Source organism: Fluviirhizobium alvei (assembly GCF_030551875.1).
Classification (GTDB): Bacteria; Pseudomonadota; Alphaproteobacteria; order Rhizobiales; family Rhizobiaceae; genus Rhizobium_E; species Rhizobium_E alvei.
Genome location: NZ_JAUOZU010000001.1, coordinates 539,405 through 559,360, shown reverse-complemented (window position 1 = coordinate 559,360; position 19,956 = coordinate 539,405). Strand labels below are relative to the sequence as shown.

Annotated in this window: 15 protein-coding genes; 9 read left to right on the top strand and 6 right to left on the bottom strand. The window is 60.4% G+C overall.

Annotated elements, in window-relative coordinates:
* Positions 1–77 precede the first annotated feature (77 nt).
* Positions 78–3,536, top strand: coding sequence for a chromosome segregation SMC family protein (locus Q4481_RS02670; protein WP_304374712.1), 3,459 nt, complete (start codon positions 78–80; stop codon positions 3,534–3,536).
* Positions 3,537–3,560: 24 nt separating this feature from the next.
* Here Q4481_RS02670 and Q4481_RS02665 read toward each other — a convergent pair whose 3' ends face one another.
* Positions 3,561–4,460: a LysR substrate-binding domain-containing protein gene (locus Q4481_RS02665; protein ID WP_304374711.1), complete on the bottom strand. Its 900-nt coding sequence runs from the start codon at positions 4,458–4,460 to the stop codon at positions 3,561–3,563.
* Positions 4,461–4,590: 130 nt separating this feature from the next.
* On the opposite strand from Q4481_RS02665, the gene Q4481_RS02660 reads away from it, so the two are divergent.
* From Q4481_RS02660 to Q4481_RS02650, 3 genes are read left to right on the top strand one after another with little or no spacing between them, the layout of a single operon-like run.
* Complete coding sequence (locus Q4481_RS02660; RefSeq protein WP_304374710.1) at positions 4,591–5,727, top strand: TauD/TfdA family dioxygenase; 1,137 nt, start codon at positions 4,591–4,593, stop codon at positions 5,725–5,727.
* A complete protein-coding gene (locus Q4481_RS02655; RefSeq protein ID WP_304374709.1) occupies positions 5,724–6,470 on the top strand; it encodes a class II aldolase and adducin N-terminal domain-containing protein in 747 nt (248 codons plus the stop codon). Before Q4481_RS02660 ends, Q4481_RS02655 begins: the two co-directional genes overlap by 4 nt.
* Before the next feature lie 5 nt (positions 6,471–6,475).
* Entirely contained in the window at positions 6,476–6,658 is a 183-nt protein-coding gene (locus Q4481_RS02650; protein ID WP_304374708.1) for a hypothetical protein, read from the top strand.
* A 360-nt stretch (positions 6,659–7,018) separates the two neighbouring features.
* Here Q4481_RS02650 and Q4481_RS02645 read toward each other — a convergent pair whose 3' ends face one another.
* Positions 7,019–8,152: a site-specific DNA-methyltransferase gene (locus Q4481_RS02645; protein WP_304374707.1), complete on the bottom strand. Its 1,134-nt coding sequence runs from the start codon at positions 8,150–8,152 to the stop codon at positions 7,019–7,021.
* 310 nt (positions 8,153–8,462) lie between these two features.
* On the opposite strand from Q4481_RS02645, the gene Q4481_RS02640 reads away from it, so the two are divergent.
* Positions 8,463–10,418 carry a putative bifunctional diguanylate cyclase/phosphodiesterase gene (locus tag Q4481_RS02640; protein ID WP_304374706.1) on the top strand — a complete coding sequence of 652 codons (1,956 nt, stop codon included), beginning with the start codon at positions 8,463–8,465 and terminating at the stop codon, positions 10,416–10,418.
* 11 nt (positions 10,419–10,429) lie between these two features.
* On the opposite strand, the gene Q4481_RS02635 is transcribed toward Q4481_RS02640, so the two are convergent.
* Positions 10,430–12,397: a calcium-binding protein gene (locus Q4481_RS02635; protein WP_304374705.1), complete on the bottom strand. Its 1,968-nt coding sequence runs from the start codon at positions 12,395–12,397 to the stop codon at positions 10,430–10,432.
* 225 nt (positions 12,398–12,622) lie between these two features.
* On the opposite strand from Q4481_RS02635, the gene Q4481_RS02630 reads away from it, so the two are divergent.
* Entirely contained in the window at positions 12,623–13,279 is a 657-nt protein-coding gene (locus tag Q4481_RS02630; RefSeq protein WP_304374704.1) for a glutathione S-transferase family protein, read from the top strand.
* 278 nt (positions 13,280–13,557) lie between these two features.
* Positions 13,558–15,600 (top strand): Ig-like domain-containing protein, encoded by a 2,043-nt coding sequence (locus tag Q4481_RS02625; protein WP_304374703.1) that lies wholly within the window; start codon positions 13,558–13,560, stop codon positions 15,598–15,600.
* A gap of 132 nt (positions 15,601–15,732) precedes the next feature.
* Here Q4481_RS02625 and Q4481_RS02620 read toward each other — a convergent pair whose 3' ends face one another.
* Positions 15,733–16,092: a DUF4406 domain-containing protein gene (locus Q4481_RS02620; protein WP_304374702.1), complete on the bottom strand. Its 360-nt coding sequence runs from the start codon at positions 16,090–16,092 to the stop codon at positions 15,733–15,735.
* A 203-nt stretch (positions 16,093–16,295) separates the two neighbouring features.
* Here Q4481_RS02620 and Q4481_RS02615 point away from each other — a divergent pair, with 203 nt between their 5' ends.
* Positions 16,296–17,384, top strand: coding sequence for a hypothetical protein (locus Q4481_RS02615; RefSeq protein WP_304374701.1), 1,089 nt, complete (start codon positions 16,296–16,298; stop codon positions 17,382–17,384).
* Between the two features lie 21 nt (positions 17,385–17,405).
* Here the strand turns inward: Q4481_RS02615 and Q4481_RS02610 are convergent, their stop codons facing one another.
* Entirely contained in the window at positions 17,406–17,960 is a 555-nt protein-coding gene (locus tag Q4481_RS02610) for a PIN domain-containing protein (RefSeq protein WP_304374700.1), read from the bottom strand.
* Positions 17,961–17,967: 7 nt separating this feature from the next.
* The gene (gene betA / locus Q4481_RS02605) at positions 17,968–19,617 is read right to left on the bottom strand and encodes a choline dehydrogenase (protein WP_304374766.1); all 1,650 of its coding nucleotides are present in this window, start codon (positions 19,615–19,617) and stop codon (positions 17,968–17,970) included.
* 93 nt (positions 19,618–19,710) lie between these two features.
* Between betA and Q4481_RS02600 the strand changes: the two genes are divergently transcribed.
* Entirely contained in the window at positions 19,711–19,956 is a 246-nt protein-coding gene (locus Q4481_RS02600; protein WP_304374699.1) for a type II toxin-antitoxin system RelE family toxin, read from the top strand.

Below are 19,956 nucleotides of genomic sequence, written 5' to 3'. Positions count from 1 at the left end.
GAGGGGTTGGGGAGGGGCATTGAACGCCGAAAGCATTTGGTGAATGGTCTAGCTATCACCAGCGATATGGTGGCCGCATGAAATTCACCAAACTGCGCCTGACCGGCTTCAAATCCTTCGTCGAACCTTCGGAGTTCCTGATCGAGCCCGGCCTGACCGGCGTCGTCGGGCCGAACGGTTGCGGCAAGTCGAACCTGGTCGAAGCGCTGCGCTGGGTGATGGGCGAGAATTCCTACAAGAACATGCGCGCCTCGGGCATGGATGACGTGATCTTCTCGGGCTCGGGTCAGCGTCCCGCCCGCAACACGGCGGAAGTGGGCCTCTTCATCGACAATGGCGAGCGCCGCGCACCGGCCGCCTTCAACGATGCCGACGAATTGCAGGTGAGCCGTCGCATCGAACGCGAACAGGGATCGGTCTATCGCATCAACGGCAAGGAAGCGCGTGCGCGTGACGTGCAGCTTCTGTTTGCCGATGCCTCCACGGGTGCTCGCTCGCCTGCCATGGTCGGCCAGGGCCGCATCGGCGAACTGATCCAGGCCAAGCCGCAGGCGCGCCGGCAGTTGCTCGAAGAGGCCGCCGGCATTTCCGGCCTGCATTCGCGCCGTCATGAAGCGGAACTCAGGATGCGGGCGGCCGAGACCAATCTCGAGCGGCTGGAAGATGTGACCGCGACGCTTTCGAGCCAGATCGAAAGCCTCAAGCGCCAGGCGCGCCAGGCCAACCGGTTCAAGCAGCTTTCGGCCTCCATCCGGGCCGAAGAAGCCAAGCTCCTGCATATCCGCTGGGCGCAGGCCAAGCAGGCCGAAGGCGAGGCCGAGAGCGCGCTCAACCAGGCGACCAACGATGTGGCCGAAAAGGCGCAGGAGCAGATGCAGGCCGCCAAGGACCAGGCGATCGAAGGCCTGCGCCTGCCGGACCTGCGCGATGCCGAAGCACGAGCCGCCGCCGCCCTGCAGCGCCTGACGATCGCCCGCACCCAGCTTGACGAGGATGCCAAGCGTCTCGACAGCCGCCGGCAGGATCTCGAACGCCGCATCGCCCAGCTTTCCGCCGATATTTCGCGCGAGCGCCAGCTGATCGCCGGCAACAGCCGCATGCTTTCTGCGCTTGACGAGGAAGAGGCAGAGCTGCGCCAGATGCTGGAAGATGCAGCCGAACGCGCCGAGACGTTGGCCGAAACATTGCGCGACGCCACCGCCGATGTTTCGGCGGAAGAGGCAGCGATGGAAGCGCTGACGGCCGAACGTGCCGAGGCTGCCGCCAGCCGCCAGCAGCTTGAACGGTTCCTCGCCGATCTCTCGCAACGCAAGCTCAGGCTCGAACGCCAGCGCGAGGAGGTTCGCGCCGAGCTCGACCAGATCGACATCAAACTCGCCGCCCTGCCCGATCCCGAAGAGAGGCGCAGCGATCTCGAAGGAGCGGAAATCGCCTATGAGGATGGCGAAGGGCGCCAGGCCGAGGCCGAACAGGCACTCGCCGATGCTCGGACACGCGAACTCGAAGCACGCAAGCCGGTCGAGCAGGCTCGCGCCCGGCTGCAGATGCTGGAAACCGAAGCCCGCACGATCGAAAAGATGTTGGCCGCCACCGGCAGCTCAGCCTTTGCCGCTGTCGCCGAACGGATCACTGCCGCCCGTGGCCTCGAAGCCGCCCTTGGCGCCGTGCTCGGCGAAGATCTCGATTCGGCGCTTGATCCGGAAGCGCCGGCCTTCTGGTCGATGCCGGGACCGGCCGATGCCGATCCTGCGCTGCCCTCCGGCGCCGAACCGTTCGGCAACCATGTGAAGGCACCGCCGGAACTCGCGCGCCGACTGGCGCAGATCGGTCTGGTCGACGATTCAACCGGCGAACGGCTGAAACCGTTTCTTTCGACAGGCCAGCGGCTGGTGACGCGCGAGGGCCGCGTCTTCCGCTGGGACGGACACGAGACCAAGGCGGGTGCCCCGAGTGCGGCAGCCCTTCGCCTGCAGCAACGCAACCGGCTCGCGGCTCTCGAGGCCGAGAGCGAAGAGGCACGCTATGTGCTCGAAGAGGCGAGCGAGCGGCAGGAAGCGGCTGCCCTAGCAACGCGCGATCGCGAGATGGCGCTCACCCATGCCCGCGACGGTCTGAGGCTGCTCTCCCGCAAACTTGCCGAAGCCCGCGAGGCGCTGGCGGAGGCGGAGAAGGCGAGTGCCGATCTCACCCGCCGCAAGGACGTGATCGTGCAACAGGCCGACACGATCGAAACCTCCCTCGAGGAACTGACCATTGCCGAGGAGGATGCGCGCATAGCCCTTGCCGAGGCGCCCGACCTGACCGGCCTCGAGTTCCGGCTGCGGCAGCAGGGTCTGCTGGTGGCGGAAAAGCGCATGGCACTGGCCGAAGCACGCGCCGCCCACGAGGCCGAAACGCGCGAGAACGAGGCGCGGCGCCGGCGGCTGACGGCAATCGCCTCGGAACGCCAGCTGTGGCATGAGCGCGAAGCCTCTGCCGCGCATCAGATCGAGACGCTGGTCGGCCGAGAGGAAGAAGCACGCATCGAGCTTGAGGATCTCATGGCCGCGCCGGAAGAGTTCGAGGAGCGCAGGCGCGCCCTCGTGGCCGAAATCGGCAAGGCGGACGCCGCCCGCAAGGCCGCTGCCGACCAGCTGGCGCTGCAGGAAAACAAGGAACGCGAAGCCGATCGCCGCGCATCCTCAGCGCTTGCTGCCCTTGCCGAAGCGCGCGAAAAGCGCGGCCGCATCGAGGAACGGCTGGTTTCGGCCCGCGAATGGCGGATTGCCCAGGAGGTCCGCATCCGCGAAGTGCTGAGTTGCGCGCCGCACGAAGTGTTGCGGCTGACGGGATTGGCGCCGGATGCTCCCCTGCCTGACATTCGCGGCATCGAGATCGATCTCGAACGGCTGAAGATGGAGCGCGAAAGGCTGGGTGCCGTCAACCTGCGCGCCGAAGAAGAACAGGCTGAACTCAGCGAACGGCTCGAGGCGCTGATCAAGGAACGCGATGATGTGATCGATGCGATCAAGAAGCTGCGTTCGGCGATCCAGAATCTCAATCGCGAGGGCCGTGAACGGTTGATGGCCGCCTTCGATGAGGTCAACAGCCAGTTCAAGCGGCTCTTCACCCACCTGTTCAACGGTGGAGAGGCGGAGTTGCAGCTGATCGAGAGCGACGATCCCTTGGAAGCGGGGCTTGAAATTCTCGCTCGCCCGCCCGGCAAGAAGCCGCAGACGATGACGCTGCTTTCCGGCGGCGAACAGGCGCTGACCGCCATGGCGCTGATCTTTGCCGTGTTTCTCACCAATCCGGCGCCGATCTGCGTCCTGGACGAAGTCGATGCGCCGCTCGACGACCATAATGTCGAACGCTATTGCAACCTGCTCGACGAGATGGCCTCCACCACCGAAACGCGCTTTCTGGTGATTACCCACAATCCGATCACCATGGCGCGCATGAACCGCCTCTATGGCGTGACCATGGCCGAACAGGGCGTTTCCACCCTCGTGAGCGTCGATCTGCAAACTGCTGAACGACTGATTGACGCGGCTTGAGGTGCTGTTTTCTTTTGCCTGACCCTATCCATGCCCGGCAGCGATCCGCCTGATCCAGGCTTCGAGGAGATCGCTTGCCGGTTTGCGGTCGCGCCGGTCCGGCACCACGAGATAGAACGCTTCCTTCGGCACCATGGGCGTGCCGCCCAGGGTCACCAGCCGGCCTTCGCGCACGAGATCGCCGGTGTTGGATTCCCAGCCCAGCATTACCCCCTGGCCCGAAAGGGCGGCCTGCGTGGCCTGGATATAGTTGGTGAAATAGCGGCCGAGCGTGCGGTTTTCCGGCAGGTTGTTGAGGTCGAAATAGTCCTTCCAGGTCAACCAGCTGCGGTCGCTGCTGCGGACATGGAGAAGTGTCGCCCGTAAGAGGCCGGCTTCGCCACCGATTTCGGCGGCGAGATCGGGACTGCAGACCGGCACCACCCGCTCGTCGAACAGCTTGACGATGCGGCCATCCTTCCAGTTGCCGGTGCCGTAGCGGATGGCGAGATCCATGCCCGGCTGGAATTCGGGCGAGCCGGGCGTGGTCATAACGTTGACGGCGATATCGGGCTGTTCGGTGTAAAAACCGGCCAGACGCGGCATCAGCCAATAGGTGGCGGTGCCGACCGAACAGGCGATGGTGACCGATTGCCCAGCCGCCCGGTCGAGATTGCGGACTTGTTCGACAGCTTCGGCGATGCGATCAAGCCCCTCTGTCACGCCGATCTGCAGGATGCGTCCCGCCTCGGTGAGTGTCGCCGGTCGCGTGCTGCGATCGAGTAGCCTGAGCCCGACATAATCCTCCAGCGCCTTCAGCGCCTGACTGACAGCCGGCTGGGTGACATTGAGCTCGGCTGCCGCCCGCTGGATGTTGCCGGCACGCAGCACCGTCTCGAACACGGTCAACAGCCGCAAGGGGGGCAACAGGCGATCTGGCATCATAACACCATGCTTATATTAAATTTAACATTTCCCATATTCTCCCTAACCGAAATCGGAATTATCGTCCAGATATCAGCAGGCGATTGGTAAGTGCGCCGCAACATTACATAAGTTGAAAAGGAATGAATTCATGGACGCTCGCGTCACCAACCCCTCGGCTCTCACGTTGAAGGAAAACGGCCTTGAGGTTGCCCTGCCCAACGGCAAGACCGGCTATTTCAATTATTACTGGCTGCGCGACAATTGCGCGAGTTCGTTCGACAGCCAGACGCGCGAACGCGTGTTCGACATTTTCCATCTCGATGCGGCGCCCAAGCCCGCGGAAGCAGCAATCGAAGACGGCGCGCTCGCGATCACCTGGGCCGGCGATGGCCACAAGAGCCGCTATGATCTCGCCTGGCTCGGCCAGTATAGCGAAGGCAAGGTGCGCCACGACCCGGCCGACCTGCCGCGCCGCGCCTGGTATTCAGACCATTATCCGGATATCGCCCGTTTCGACCATGCGACGCTGATGGCAGACAAGAAGGCGGTGGCCGCCTGGCTCGAGGCAATGATCGTCGAAGGTGTTGCGATCGTTACCGCGATGCCGGACAGCCATGAGGGCCTGACCGATCTCGTGCGCCTGATGGGCCATGTACGACCGACCTTCTTCGGCGAATATTTCGACGTCAAGACGCATATCAAGCCGACCAACCTCGCCTACACTGCCAAGGCGCTCGAAATGCATACCGATACGCCGGCGGAAGACGTGGCGCCGGGCGTGCAGTTCCTGCATGTGCGCGCCAACAGTGTCGAGGGCGGCCAGAACCTGTTCCTCGATGGCGTTGCTGTGGCCAATGATCTGCGCGAACAGTTCCCGGACGATTTCAAGCTGCTGTCGGAAACCGAGATCCCTTATTACTGCGAGCATGACACCTATGACATGCGCTCGCGCCAGCGGGTGATCGAACTCGACCAGCATGGCGAAGTCTCGGGCGTCACGATCAGCCAGCACATGGCCGACATTTTCGATCTCGACCAGGCCTTCCTCGACAAGTATTACCCGGCCTTCTGCCGCTTCGGCCGCATGCTGCAGTCCGACAAATATCTGATGCGCTTCCGGCTCGAAGCCACCGAATGCATCGTGTTCGACAATCACCGCATCGTGCATGGCCGTTCGGCCTACTCGGCCACCAGCGGCGACCGCTACCTGCGCGGCTGCTATGCCGACCGCGGCGAAATGCGCTCGACCTACCGCGCGCTGGTCTCGGAAGGCCGTTTCAAATGACGGGCGATCTTTCGGGCGACGACCTGATTCAGCTGCGCATCGATCTCGCCGCCGCCTTCCGGCTGGCGGTCGAGTTCGGCTGGCATGAATCGGTCGGAAACCATTTCAGCGCTGCTGTCTCAGCCGATGGCAAGACCTTCCTGATGAACCCGAAATGGAAACATTTCGGGTCGATCCGGGCCAGCGACCTGCTGCTCCTGAATGCCGACGATCCGGACGTGATGACGGGTCCCAATGCGCCGGATGCGTCGGCCTGGACCGTACATGGCACGATCCACCGAAAACGGCCTTCGGTGCGGGTGCTCCTTCATTGCCACCCGCCCTATTCGACGGCTTTGTCGACGCTGAAGGATCCGACGCTCAAGCCGCTCGACAACAACACGGCGCGTTTCTTCAACCGCACCGGTGTCGATCTCGGCTTCGGCGGCATTGCCGACGAGGATGCGGAAGGCATGCGGCTCGTGCAATCGCTCGGCAATCACAAGACGCTGATGATGGGCAATCACGGTGTGGCCTGCGCCGGCCAGACCGTCGCCGAAGCCTTCGAGGATCTCTATTTCTTCGAACGGGCGGCGCAGACCCAGATCCTGGCCTATTCGACCGGTCAGCCGCTCAATGTGCTCTCCGACGAGGTCGCCGAAAAGACCGCCGCCGGCTGGGACGATTATCGCGGCATGGCATTCGAGCATTTCGCCTATCTCAAATCGCGTCTCGACGCGACCGATCCCTCCTACAAGGATTGAATGCCATGACCCTCTTCGTTCGCGACTTGCCCCATTCGGATACTGTCAACGGTTCGGTTGTTTCGAGCTGCAGCGATTGCAACGCCTGTTCGGAGGGGGCCGGATGCCTCGATTGGAAAGCGCTCGCGGAAATCGAAGGCGTCACGCTTAAACGCCCGCAGGCGGAACGGCCCGGCGAACGCCGGTAACGGGCAGATAGATTTTGTCCGGCTTCGGGGACGCAATACGAGTTGAAGCGTGGTGAACTCTTCTCCCCAGCGGGGAGAAGGTGGCGCGATAGCGCCGGATGAGGGGGATTGCGGCGAAGTGACAGGTGTCTGGAGGGCTCCCCCCCTCATCTGTCCTTCGGACATCTTCTCCCCGAGGGGAGAAGAGCCATCCAACCGAATGCTTCTGCTAAACCAGTCCACCGCCCCGGTTTTGCGGCTTCCTGACAGATAGAAAACACGGCCCGGAGCGCTTTGGCGCGGTCCGGGCCGAGTGCCTTTCCGGGACTGGAGTACGAAACCGGATACGGCAGAATTGAGGATGGGGAGACGGCCTGGAGGTCAGCCGCCCGCCTCGCCCATGCCCTTACGGATGATGGCTCTGAGATCATCGATCGGGCGCAGGGAAGAGCCCTCCTCGAAATGCCAGAACGTCCATCCGTTGCAAGCGTCAAGTCCCTGGACCTTTGCCCCGAGACGATGAATGGAACCGGCCTCGCCGTTCGCCGTCAGCGTGCCATCGGCGCGCACGATTGCGGAATAGCGGCGACGGGCATCGGTCAGAACCTGACCCGGCTTGATGAGCCCGCCCTCGACCAGGGAATTGAAAGCAACACGCGGTTCGGCCTTCTTGCCGGTCATGACCGTCAGTTCGGCCTGGGCCAGCGGCTCGACCGCCTCGATACGGGCGCGTGCCGCATCGATGTAATCCTGTTCGCGCTCGATGCCGACAAAGTTGCGGCCAAGGCGTTTGGCCACCGCTCCGGTGGTGCCGGAGCCGAAGAACGGGTCGAGCACGACATCACCCGGCTTGGACGAGGCCAGCAGCACGCGGGCGATCAATGCTTCCGGCTTCTGTGTCGGATGCACCTTCTTGCCGTCACCGCCCTTCAAGCGTTCGCCACCCGAGCAGATCGGAAACAGCCAGTCCGAGCGCATCTGCACATCGTCGTTGGCCGCCTTCATGGCATCGTAGTTGAAGGTGTAGCTCTTGGCCTTGGAATCGCGGCTCGCCCAGATCATCGTCTCATGGGCGTTCTGGAACCGGCGACCCTTGAAATTCGGCATCGGATTGGTCTTGCGCCAGACGATATCGTTGAGGATCCAGAAATCGAGATCCTGCAGCGTCGCACCGACGCGGAAGATATTGTGATAGGAGCCGATGACCCAGATGGTGCCATGCGGCTTCAGCACCCGGCGGCAGGCGAGCAGCCAGGCACGGGTGAAGGCATCGTAGGCCTCAAAACTTGCAAACTGATCCCACTCGTCGTCGCAGGCATCAACCAGGCTCTGGTCCGGACGATGCAGCGCGCCACCGAGCTGTAGATTGTAAGGCGGGTCGGCAAAGATCACATCGACGCTCTTGTCGGGCAGCGCTTCGAGCGCTGCGACACAATCGCCCTTGATGATGGAGTTAAGCCAGGATTGGGCCGGAAGACCGGACAAGGCCTCGCGGAGCGATAGGACAGCCGCCATGTTCATACTCACCGTTACACTGGACGCATTTACTGGCTGTTATGGTTACCGATGTTGGTTACCAAAGGCTGAAGGATTTTCCCGGTTCGGGAAAAAAATCAAAATATGCAAGCGTAAGCGGTCTTCGATCCTTGCCTGGGTGACGTTCACGTTGGCGCTAGAAATGTTTCCTTAACCCTGATGACAGGTGTTGCGTTTCAGAACGATGCAAATTCATCGATTTCATCGTTATTTAACAACGACTTTGTTAGGTGGATTGAAATAACGACCGACATTTTTCGGCAAGAGACTGGCAATCAACGGCAGATCGATGAGCAAGTTGGCACCCCCGCTCCTGAACCCGCAGACCGGAGGAATTCCGGTCAAGCGTGCGCCTATCGACAGCTGGCTATCCATGCATGTTGTCGTCGGCGTGGCCCTGATCCTTTTGATCTCGTCAACGATCGCCAATTACTTTGTTTCCCGCGCAGTTCAACGCACGACAATGGAGACATTGATCTCCAGCACCACCATCATCGCGCGCAATATCGGCCTGCATCTCAACTCGGATCTTACAAAACCGCATCAGCCCAATCACCGCCGTTCACGGTCTCAGTTCGATATCGAGCTCTATGACATGTCGACCGCCCGCGATGCCTTCGCGCGATCGGCTGCCGAACAATTGCGGCAGGATCCGACCAGGGTCATCCACCGGGTCCTGAATGGTGAAAACGGGCGTCTCCTGCGCCTGATCATCTCCGTTCCATCCGCAACTGGCCATTCGCGCGCCATGCTCGAAATACGCCGTGATGTCGATCGTGACCTCGCGGCTGTCGACAAGATGCTGTCGCGCCTGATGTGGTTCCGCAACCTCTTTTCGCTGGTGATCGTGGCCGCGCTGGCCTGGTTGAGTTTTCAGACCCGAAAGCGCCAGAAAGACCAGAGGCGACTGTTCGACCATGTGACCACCATGGCCTATACGGACAGCATGACCGGGCTTCTCAACCGTGGTCGCTTCATGGAACTGGGCCACCGGCTGGCGGCGGGAAACGGTCGCTACTTCGTTCTCGTGATCGATGTCGACCATTTCAAGGAAATCAATGACGAGTTCGGCCATGGCGCCGGCGACGCCGTCATTTTCGAAGTCGGTCGACGTCTCTCCGGCCTCGTCGATGGCGCCCATCTTGTCGCACGTCTCGGCGGCGACGAGTTCATCATGGCCGGCCGTTTGCACATGCCAAATAGCAACCCGGTCGCACTGGGACGTTCCGTTGTCGAAACACTCGCGCAACCACTGCCCTATGGCAACCATAACCTCTCTTTCAGCGCCAGCGTCGGCTGCGCCATATCCGAAACAGGCGAAGATCTCGATTCCGTCATCCTGAAGGCGGATGAGGCGCTCTATCACGCCAAACAGCAGGGCCGGAACCGCTGCGAACTGTTCAGCGCCGAGTTGCAGCAATGCCGGCTCGAACGGCGCCGCATCGAGAAGGTGCTGCGGCAGGCGCTGGCGAACCGCAGTTTCGAACTGCATTATCAACCGGTTGTCGATGGAGTATCGGGAGAAATCCGTTCGTTCGAGGCACTTCTGCGGCTGAAGGATGGTGAAGGCAACCTGATTTCGCCGTCTCTCTTCATCCCGATGGCCGAAGACCAGAAGCTGATCTGCGCGATCGGCGAACAGGTGCTCCATGAGGCGATGCGCTTTGCCGCAACCTGGCCGGAACATGTTTCCGTCAACATCAACCTGTCGCCGCGCCAATTTGCGCCTCAGGAAAACAATGGCAGCCCGCTTTTGGCGATCCTCGAACAGGCTTTGAGGGAAACCGGCATCTCCCCGCGGCGGGTTGTGCTTGAGGTGACCGAAAATGTGCTTCTATCGGAAAGTCCCGACATCATGAGCCAGCTCGAGGCGATCCGCGCACTCGGCTTTCGCACCGCGCTCGATGATTTCGGCTCCGGCTATTCCAGCCTTTCCTATCTCTGGAAATTCAAGTTCGACAGTCTCAAGATCGACCAGTCCTTTGCCAAGGCGTTCAGCTCGCATTCCTGCAATCTGGGCGAGATCGTTCGCTCGATCACGACGCTCGCGCAATCGCTGCAGCTCGATGTCGTGGCAGAAGGCGTGGAGACGGAAGAGGCCGCCGAATTCTTCTGCCAGAATGGCTGCAATGCGCTGCAGGGCTACCTGATCAGCCGGCCGCTGCCAGCCACCGACGTCGCTGCCTTCATCCTCAGGAACGCCGAAAGGGCGCATGATGCGCCCCTCCTTGCCTTTGCCGGTTGAGTAGACCCCGTTCAGAGCAGGAAATCCGATCCCAGAAGCTCGGAGACACCATCAAGCTGGATGCGTGAATCCGCCTGGCGATCTCCATCGAGATCGATCGCCACCAGCATATTGCCGCCATTGTTGGCGGTTGCCCGGATCTCGCCGCCCGAACCGGTGAAGCGGCCCTCGCCGAGGAAGACGAAGATCTGATCGCCATCGATTTCCGGAACCGTATCGATCGCAGTCAGGTCGAGCCGGTCGCCTGCGGTAAAATCGGTGATGACATCACGTTCGCCGCGTTCCAGGCCGCTGTCGGTGATGGACGTGAAAACGAACGTATCATTGCCGGCCAGACCGGACATGATATCGACGCCACCGCCCGCCTCGATCCGGTTGTCGGTGAAGGAGCCCGTAATCGTGTCGTTGAAGCTGCCGGTCAAGATGTTCTCGATGTCGCGCACAAAGCCCTGGTCAAGCGTGATGGCGGTGGTGAAGGAGCCGCCGAGTGTTGCCGTGACGCCGACTTTCAGGCCTGACATATCGAGCGTATCGATACCGCCGTCCCCATCGATCGTATCACCGCCGATGCTGTAATGGAACGTATCGGCACCTTCGCCGCCATTGAATGTGTTGCGTTCGCTGTTGCCAAAGAATTCGTCGTCAAAAGCGGTGCCGATGACTTTTTCGATCGAGCGGAGCGTATCAGTGACCGCAACCCGAAACGGCGTCCCAGGTTCGGTGGAGATCGCCCGGCCATCGCTGCCACGCTCCTTGAGTTCGACGAAAAGCCGGGCGCTGAGATCAGCAAAGCTCGCGGTGTCGATCCCTTCGCCGCCATCCAAGAGATCGGAGCCGGTGCCGCCAATCAGAAAGTCGTCATTATCGCCGCCCGAGAGCGTATCGTTGCCTTCCCAGCCTTCCAGATGATCGCGCCCCGCTTCGCCGCGCAATTCGTCATTGCCGGAAAATCCCAAAAAGCGATTGTCGCTGCTGTTGCCGACCAGGCGATCGCCAAAGCTGGTGCCGGAGAGGTTCTCGATCGAAATCAGCACATCGCCCTGCGCATCACCGCCGCGACCGATCGCGCCGGTTGACGATGTCGAGGATGCGAGAGCGACATCGACACCGGCACGCGAACCGAAATAGGCAACGGTATCGGTTCCTGCACTGCCATCGAGGATATCGGCGCCGGCCGCGCCAAGCAAAACATCGTTGCCAAGGCCGCCCCAGAGATCGTTGACGCCGCTCGTTCCGCTGATCACATCATCAAAGCGCGATCCGTCGACATTTTCGATGCTTTCGAGACTGTCGCCGATCACATCGGAAAACCGCGGCGTATCGAGGGCGTAAGTGCCGTACTGCAGATTGACATGGACGCCGGCGAGCGAATTGTCATAGGCGGCCGTATCGATGCCATCGCCGCCGATCAGCCGGTCGCCACCCTTGCCACCTTCCAGCCGGTCATTTCCGAAACCGCCATTCAGCAAATCGTTGCCGTCGCCGCCCTGTAGCGTATCGTTGCCGATGTTGCCGGCAAGAATGTCATCGCCTTCGCCGCCGGCGAGAAAATCCTGACCGGTTCCGCCGAGCAGCACATCGAGATCGTCGCCGCCATCGAGCCGGTCGTCACCGCCGAAGCCAAGCAGGTAATCATCGCCATCGCCGCCGAAGAAGCGATCGTTGCCACCGTGAAAAAGCTGGGTTCCGAAGGACGGGAAGCTGACTTCGAGATTGTCGGGAACGGAATTGCTGATCAACAGGCGACCACTGTCCGTGAAGCGCGACGCCGTGAAGATCGCGCCGAAATTCGGTTTGAAGCCGACCCAGGTCACATCCATGATGACGTCATCGCCAGCATTGCCCTCGATCGTGTCGTTGCCCTGCGCGCCCTTGAGCTCATCACCAAACCGCGAACCCAAAATCCTGTCGTTGCCCTCATGGCCCCATTCGTCGACGGGACCGCTTGCATTGCGCTTGTCTATGAAAAGATTGGCCATTTCGATCTCCATCCGATTGGTGCGACACATATGCGTGTCCGATGAAGTGACCATAGCTTCGGTCTGCCGGCACGCCTGTTCCGCGGGAAACAGGGCGATCGAATAAATTGGCCGGCTCATACGTCCGCGCGAATTCGATCAATTCGGCTGATTTCAGATCAGGCGTTTATTGATTGGACGATCGAAAATGAGCGCGGCATCCTGCAACCGAACAGGAGACGGAATATGCTGAAAATCTATGGCGTCTATCAATCGCGTGCATCGCGGAACTACTGGATGGCACTTGAGCTCGGGCTCGCATTCGAGAGCATCCCGGTCATCCAGGCGCGTCGGCTGGATGAGCCTTTGGCCGAAGATGCGCCGATCAATACGCGCTCACCGGATTTCCTCGCCATCAATCCCAACGGCCATATCCCGACCATCGACGATGACGGGCTGGTTCTGTGGGAATCGATTGCCATCAACCTCTATCTCGCCCGCAAACATGGTGGGCCGGTCGGCGCGCAATCGATCGCCGAAGAGGGGCAGATGCTCAATTGGTCCTTCTGGGCTGTCAACGAAATCGAGCCGCATTCGGTCGAGATCGTGCTCACATTCGACAACGGCCTCCAAGAGACGCCGGGCGGCCGCGAAAAGATTGCAGTCGCCAGCCGCCTGCTCAGAAAACCGCTCGCCATTCTCGAACAGCATCTCGGAAACCGGGACTGGCTGGTCGGCGACCGCTTCACCGTTGCCGATCTCAACGTCGCGGAAATCATCCGCTATGCCTGGGAAGTACCAACGTTGTTCGAGCCCTGCCCGCGTGTTCGCGACTGGTACCTGCGCTGCCATGAACGTCCGGCCTTCAAGGCCATGTGGGAGACGCGCAGCCGCGAGGGGTGAGGTGCAGGTCAAGCTTCACTGAAGTCTGTGGACCCTCTCTACGAGACACAAGACATCGATCATAGCTACCTAGCAAATGAACATAAGTCAAAAGCAAGACTAAAACGATTTTCCCTACCATCAGGGATTGAAGATTGCTTTTCTCTGCAATATGACTCCGCATTAGATAGGGATTCTGATGCGATCAGCTGATCGACCGGCAAGCAATGCCAGTTGGCTGTAGTCTTTTGAATCTGGTCTCATTTCAGTATATCTCAATTGCCTTAAGAGCGATCTTCATGACGGCACCAACTGCAAACAACATTATTGTGACACTCAATCCCGACGACGGAGATCCCAATAACCTTCCGGAATATGCAAGCTTTACCTTGTCGGAGGAGTTGATTGGCTTTGCCGACGCGGATGGCGATTATCTCAAATGGGTTTTCTTTGGCGACAACATCCTCACCCCCTTCGAAAGGCTGCTCGTCTCCGGGGACCAGTTGAAGAGCGCCGGCTACATCCGGGTGGTTTTCTACGACTCTTCTAACGAGGCCGGTTTCTTTGACATCATTACGGACTATCTGAACATCGCTCCAGAAGGTATCGACGGCAACGTTAGCCTGTTTGAAGATCAAGGCTACACGTTCAGCGTCTCCGATTTCGGCTTTTCCGACGCCAACGGTGAGGATCTGAAGGAAATCATCATCACGTCGCTGCCAACTGGCGGCCTGACGCTCGACGGAGGTGCGGTATCTGCCGGACAACATATCGCCGCCGATAATATCTCCAAGCTGGTCTGGACTCCCAACACCAACGAAAACGGCGATGAACTTGCCTCCTTCACTTTCCAGGTTGTCGATGACGGCGGCACCTGGAATGGCGGCGTCGATACCGATCAGACCGCCAACAGGTTGGTGCTGAATGTTACGGCCGTCAACGATGCGCCGACCGGCTATGATCAGACTTTTTCGATTGCGGAATCCGGCACTTATACGTTCAGTGTGGCCGATTTTCCGATCGACGATCTGGAAGGTAATGCGCTCCTCGGCATCAGCATCACCGGCATCAGCGACAAGGGCTATCTGACACTCGACGGGAATGCGGTTTCGGCCGGTCAGTTTGTCGATGTCGACCAGCTTGATCTGCTTGTCTGGCATGGCGACGCAAATACTTTCGGCGACAATATCGCGGCTTTCGATTTCAAGGTCATCGATGACGGCAGCACCGACAACAATGGCTCCAACACATCTGCCAACCTATATTCTGTCAACTTCGATGTCGCGGGCACTCCCGACAAGCCGTTGACTTCTGACAGGAGCATTGACCTCGTCGAAGACCAGACCTTTCGTCTTTATCAAGGTCTCTTTCCTTTTGGCGATCGAGATGGAGACAGTCTCTCAGCCGTCATCTTCACCGACATTCCGACCGGCGCGCGTATGTTCCTTGATGGGGTTCGCGTTGAGGAAGGCGAAACTGTCGACATCGATGACATACGCGCCGGCAAGGTGACCTTCGTCGGTCCGGCCAATTTCAGCGGCTCGGATCCGGCTGTTCTGAAGTTCCGGGTGGTCGATAATTCTGCTTCCGAGCTTCAGTCCGACGAAGCATCGATCTCCATCACCTATGCCCCGATGGAAGACCGGCCCATCGCCGCCAGTGACAAGTTCGCGATCAACGAGGGCGCCGCAGCACTGCTCGACGTGCTCGCCAATGACGGCGACCCTGACGGCGACACGCTGTCGATCGACAGTGCCGAGGTCTTTGCGGGCGATGCAGCGGTATCCATCGTCGATGGAAAACTGCAGGTGAATTGGACCGGCCGCGACCTCAAGGCTGGCGAAAAGGAAACGGTGATCGTCAATTACAGCGCTTCGGACGGCAGCAACCTCGACGAGGCGCTGGCTGTGATCACCGTCCAGGGCGTGACCACCATGGGCGCGGAGATCAAGGGCAATGCCAAGGGCAATACGCTCAATGGCACTGCGCTCGGTGAACAGATCCTGGGGCTTGGCGGCGCCGACAAGCTATCGGCCGGCGGCGGCGATGATTTTCTGTTCGGCGGCACCGGCGGAGACCGGCTGACGGGCGGCACTGGCATCGATACCTTCGTGTTCGAGGCGAAGTGCAGCAAGGACCTCATCACGGATTTCGGCTCTACAGGCGAGGCCGACGTCATCGACCTGAGCGCCATCGACGAAATCGCCAACTACCGGGACCTGATCCGCAACCATCTCACCTACAAGGATGGCGATGCGATCATCACGATCAGCAAGACCGATGTGATCACGCTCGATGATGTGCAGAAGGGCGAGCTTTTCGCCGCCAACTTCCTGCTCTGACGGGCATCTCCATCCTGCCACTGCCTGCACGCGGCCCGAAAATTCCGGGCCGCGCAAACGGGTCCCTGCCCGCTCCATCCATGCCAGGGTCAAGACAGCGACGGTTGACGATCGCTGCACGAACCTGCACGTTCAGGCGGCGACGCCCGGAACATCCTTGAGATCATACCAGACCGGGATGCCACGTTCGTTGGCGATCTTCACGTCATTGTCGGCGCCTTTCGAGGCACCTGGCAGGCGCAGCACGCCCTCGCAGAGCTGCAGCAGGCGATGCGCCGTCGGGTGGAAGATTTCCTCATAAAGCGCATCGCCAATGGTCTTGCCGCCCGCTGCATGCCAGACCGGCAGCGCCACCCATTCCCCGATCATCGGCACATGACCGGCCTTGAAGAGCGCGTGCGAAGGCGCTTCGAGCCGTCTGAGATTGTCCGCCATTTTCTCCGGATCATCCCCGGTGCCGGAACGGTAGGGTCCTGCAATCAAAATCAGCATGCTTTTCTCCTGTCAGTGTTGCACGATACTGCATGAATTGCACGTTAATTCACGTATTGCAATACTGATTTAAATTTTCGTGTATTTTCGTGCAGAAACGGATGACTTGATTTCAGATCGGGATCGCCGCCTAATGCAGCGGACGCGAATAAACCGGTGCTTACGACCGTGATGCTGTCGACAGATTTTTTGAGGAAAGACACGTGAACGAGACCGATCTGAGCCGCCTGCGTGATGCCGGGATCATCGATGACGCCAAGCTCGCCGAAATCCGCGCCTTTCTTTCAGGCGCAGCCGGGGCCTCTACTCCTGCCAAGGCTCAGGCTTCGCCGCCGGTGCGGTTCGATCTCACCCATGTCCTCTGGTATGCCGGTGCGCTCATCATCATGGGGGCGATGGGGCTCTTCACCACCGCCGCCTTCGGTGCCATGGGCGGCTGGGCGCTCTTTGCCTGCGGGCTCGCCTACGGCATCGTGTTCGGCTTCGCCGGCGACCGCATGTGGAAGAAGCCGGGCATGCGGACGCCCGCCGGCCTGATGATCGCGATTGCTGTGTCGATGGTGCCGCTTGCGATCTATGGATTGCAGGATGCGTTGGGGCTCTGGGCGACGGAATTCGGCGATCCCGGCCAATATCGCGATTTCTTCAATTGGGTGAATGGCAGCTGGCTTTATATGGAGATCGCCACGATCATCGTGGCGGCGCTGGCCGTGTGGCGCTATCCGTTCTCCTTCATTTTGCTGGTCGCGGGCATTGCGCTCTGGTTCATGTCGATGGACCTCGCCATGTGGTTCACAGCCAAGCCGGACGGTTTCGATGAATTCGAGATGCGCCGGCAGATTTCGCTGTTCTTCGGCATTGCGATGATCTTCGCTGCCTGGGCAATCGACATCATGTCACGCCGCGACGGGCCGGATCTCGCCTTCTGGATCCATATTTTCGGCGCCATGGCCTTCTGGGGTGGCCTGTCGATGACATCGGGCGGCACCGCCTTCACCAAGTTCCTCTATCTGCTCATCAATGTCGGGCTCGTCGGCCTGTCGGTCTTCCTCGGTCGCCGTGTCTATGCCGTGTTCGGTGCGCTCGGCATTTCCTTCTATCTCGGCGACCTCGCCTACAATGTCTTCAACGATGTGATTCTTTTCTCTTTCGCGCTTTCGGCGATCGGGCTCGGCATCATCGGCATCGGCCTGTTGGTTCACCGCCATAGCGCCTCCATTGCACGGACCATGGACGGGCTGGTGCCCGAAGCCCTGCGCTGGGCACGGCCCGAGCGCGCGCGGACGAGTTGAGTTAGGCTGGTGTGAAAGTACCTACGGGTCGTTGATGATCTGCAGACAGCGTTTCACGGTCCGGGGAATGCCGGCGCGGCGCAGCATGGCGAAATGTTCCTCCTGCGGCAGGTCCGGCGCAATCGTCGCCCTTGCCTTCTCCACGGCATCAAGGAAACTATCCGACCGATCACCGAGGAGCCCGAGGAAGAAGCTATCCGGCATTTCCGCCCTCACCCCAAGCGGTTTGAGGCGACGGACGGGGAAATCCTTCAGATTGAAACTGAGGATAAGGCCCGCACCCGCATGAACGGCTGCGGCCAGCACATGCTCGTCATCGGGATCCGGAAGCCCGAACGTTCCCTCAAGCGCCTCGTGGCCCGAGGCGATATAGGCCGGAGCAGACAGGCTTGTGATAAACCCCTCCCGCGCCGCGCCATCGAGCGCACCGTTGCGCACGAGACCGGACGCGCATTCCTCGATGATCCGCACACTCCAGAGCGGACGGACAAGCCCGGTTGAGGCTTGCGCCAGCAGCAGTTCGCGCAGGCGGGTGCGGTAAAGCACATTGGCATCGATGAGGATGCGCGGCGGCACGGAAACCTCAGCGATCGGAGGTTTCCCAGCGCGGATTGATCCACGGCACCTGGTTGGAGCGCGGCAGGCGCGGCTTGCCGAGAATATGGTCGGCCGCCTTCTCGCCGGTCATGATCGAGGGGCCGTTGAGATTGCCATAGGTGAGGCGCGGGAAGATCGAACTGTCGGCGACGCGCAGCCCGTCGATGCCGATGACCCTGGTATCGGGATCGACAACCGCCATCGGATCGTCCTTCGACCCCATCTTGCAGGTGCCACAGGGATGATAGGCGCTTTCGAGATGCTCGCGGAGGAAAGCATCGATCTCGGCGTCGGTCTGCACCTTTTCGCCCGGCTGGATTTCCGGCCCACGGAAATCATCAAACGCCTTCTGCGAGAAGATTTCGCGGGTCAGGCGCACGCAATGGCGGAACTTGATCCAGTCTTCCTCATGGCTCATGTAGTTGAAGCGGATGACCGGATCATCCATCGGATTGGGCGAACGCAGCGTAACGCTGCCGCGCGATTTCGAATGGTTGTAGCCGACATGGACCTGGAAGCCATGGCTCTTGGCGGCCGCCTTGCCATCATAGGAAATCGCCACCGGCAGGAAGTGGAACTGGATATCCGGCTGCTTGACGCCGGGAGCCGAGCGCACGAAGGCGCAGCTTTCGAACTGGTTCGACGTGCCGAGGCCCGTCTTGGTGAAGAGCCACTGCGCGCCGGCCACCCCCTGCCAGAACCAGGGCAGCCAGGAATAGAGCGAGACCGGCTTGGTGGAGACCTGCTGGAAATAGAATTCCATATGATCCATCAGGTTGGCGCCGACGCCCGGACGGTCGAGCTTGACCTCGATGCCCATTTCCTTGAGATGCGCCGCCGGGCCGATGCCGGACAGCAGGAGAAGCTTGGGCGAATTGAAGGACGATGCCGAGACGATGACCTCGCGGTTGGCCTTGACCACCTCGATCTTGCCGCCGCGTTCGATCTCGACGCCGATGGCGCGGCCATTCTCAATCACCACCCGGCGGGCAAAGCAGCGCAGAAGCTCGACGTTCGGACGCTTCAAGGCTGGCTTCAGATAGGCGGAGGCAGCCGACCAGCGATGACCCTTGTGGATCGTCTGCTCCATCAGGCCGAAGCCTTCCTGCTTTTCGCCGTTATAATCTTCGGTGGTTTCGAAACCCGCCTGGCGACCGGCTTCGACGAAGGCGCGCACGAGCGGATTTTTCGCCGGGCCACGCTGGACATGCAGCGGACCATCGGTGCCGCGCCAGCCATCCTGTCCGCCCTTGGAATTCTCCTGCCGCTTGAAATAGGGCAGCACATCGGCATAGGACCAGCCGGTAGCGCCCGCCTCCGACCAACTGTCGAAATCCTCGGCCGAACCGCGGACATAGACCATGCCGTTGATCGAGGACGAACCGCCGATGACCTTACCGCGTGGTGCCGTGATGCGGCGGTTGTTGAGGTTCGGCTCGGGCTCGGAGAGATAGCCCCAATTATACATCTTCATGCTCATCGGCCAGGCAAGCGCGGCCGGCATCTGGATGAAGGGCCCGACATCCGAACCGCCATATTCGAGCACCAGAACGGTATTCTTGCCATCCTCCGACAGTCTCGACGCCAGCGCGGAGCCGGCGGAGCCTGAGCCTACGATGATGAAATCAGCTTGCATGGTCATGTACGGTTCCTTGTCGCCCTGTCAGTGGAGGGTATCGCTAACAGTTATATCATTGCGTGAATTATTGCCCGGAGCTATACTCCGGTCATGAAACGCGTCACCTACTCCAAGGCCGCCGAACGAAGTCTCAGCCGGATGCAGCCAAAACGGCGACAAGCGATCCGAGACAAGGTCGATGCCTATGCGAGGGGAGAGGCGGTCGATATCAAGAAGTTGGTTGGTTCCGATAACTACAGAATCCGGGTTGGACAGGACCGTGTCATCATTAACGACCAAGGGCTTGTCGTCATGGTCATCGATGCCGGTCCACGCGGCGGAATCTACAAGGAGTGA

Bases quoted from the DNA above. Each gene is read 5' to 3' on its own strand.
- Q4481_RS02670 (WP_304374712.1), top strand. From the start codon at position 78: ATGAAATTCACCAAACTGCGCCTGACCGGCTTCAAATCCTTCGTCGAA.
- Q4481_RS02665 (WP_304374711.1), bottom strand. From the start codon at position 4,460: ATGATGCCAGATCGCCTGTTGCCCCCCTTGCGGCTGTTGACCGTGTTC.
- Q4481_RS02660 (WP_304374710.1), top strand. From the start codon at position 4,591: ATGGACGCTCGCGTCACCAACCCCTCGGCTCTCACGTTGAAGGAAAAC.
- Q4481_RS02655 (WP_304374709.1), top strand. From the start codon at position 5,724: ATGACGGGCGATCTTTCGGGCGACGACCTGATTCAGCTGCGCATCGAT.
- Q4481_RS02650 (WP_304374708.1), top strand. From the start codon at position 6,476: ATGACCCTCTTCGTTCGCGACTTGCCCCATTCGGATACTGTCAACGGT.
- Q4481_RS02645 (WP_304374707.1), bottom strand. From the start codon at position 8,152: ATGGCGGCTGTCCTATCGCTCCGCGAGGCCTTGTCCGGTCTTCCGGCC.
- Q4481_RS02640 (WP_304374706.1), top strand. From the start codon at position 8,463: ATGAGCAAGTTGGCACCCCCGCTCCTGAACCCGCAGACCGGAGGAATT.
- Q4481_RS02635 (WP_304374705.1), bottom strand. From the start codon at position 12,397: ATGGCCAATCTTTTCATAGACAAGCGCAATGCAAGCGGTCCCGTCGAC.
- Q4481_RS02630 (WP_304374704.1), top strand. From the start codon at position 12,623: ATGCTGAAAATCTATGGCGTCTATCAATCGCGTGCATCGCGGAACTAC.
- Q4481_RS02625 (WP_304374703.1), top strand. From the start codon at position 13,558: ATGACGGCACCAACTGCAAACAACATTATTGTGACACTCAATCCCGAC.
- Q4481_RS02620 (WP_304374702.1), bottom strand. From the start codon at position 16,092: ATGCTGATTTTGATTGCAGGACCCTACCGTTCCGGCACCGGGGATGAT.
- betA (WP_304374766.1), bottom strand. From the start codon at position 19,617: ATGCAAGCTGATTTCATCATCGTAGGCTCAGGCTCCGCCGGCTCCGCG.
- Q4481_RS02600 (WP_304374699.1), top strand. From the start codon at position 19,711: ATGAAACGCGTCACCTACTCCAAGGCCGCCGAACGAAGTCTCAGCCGG.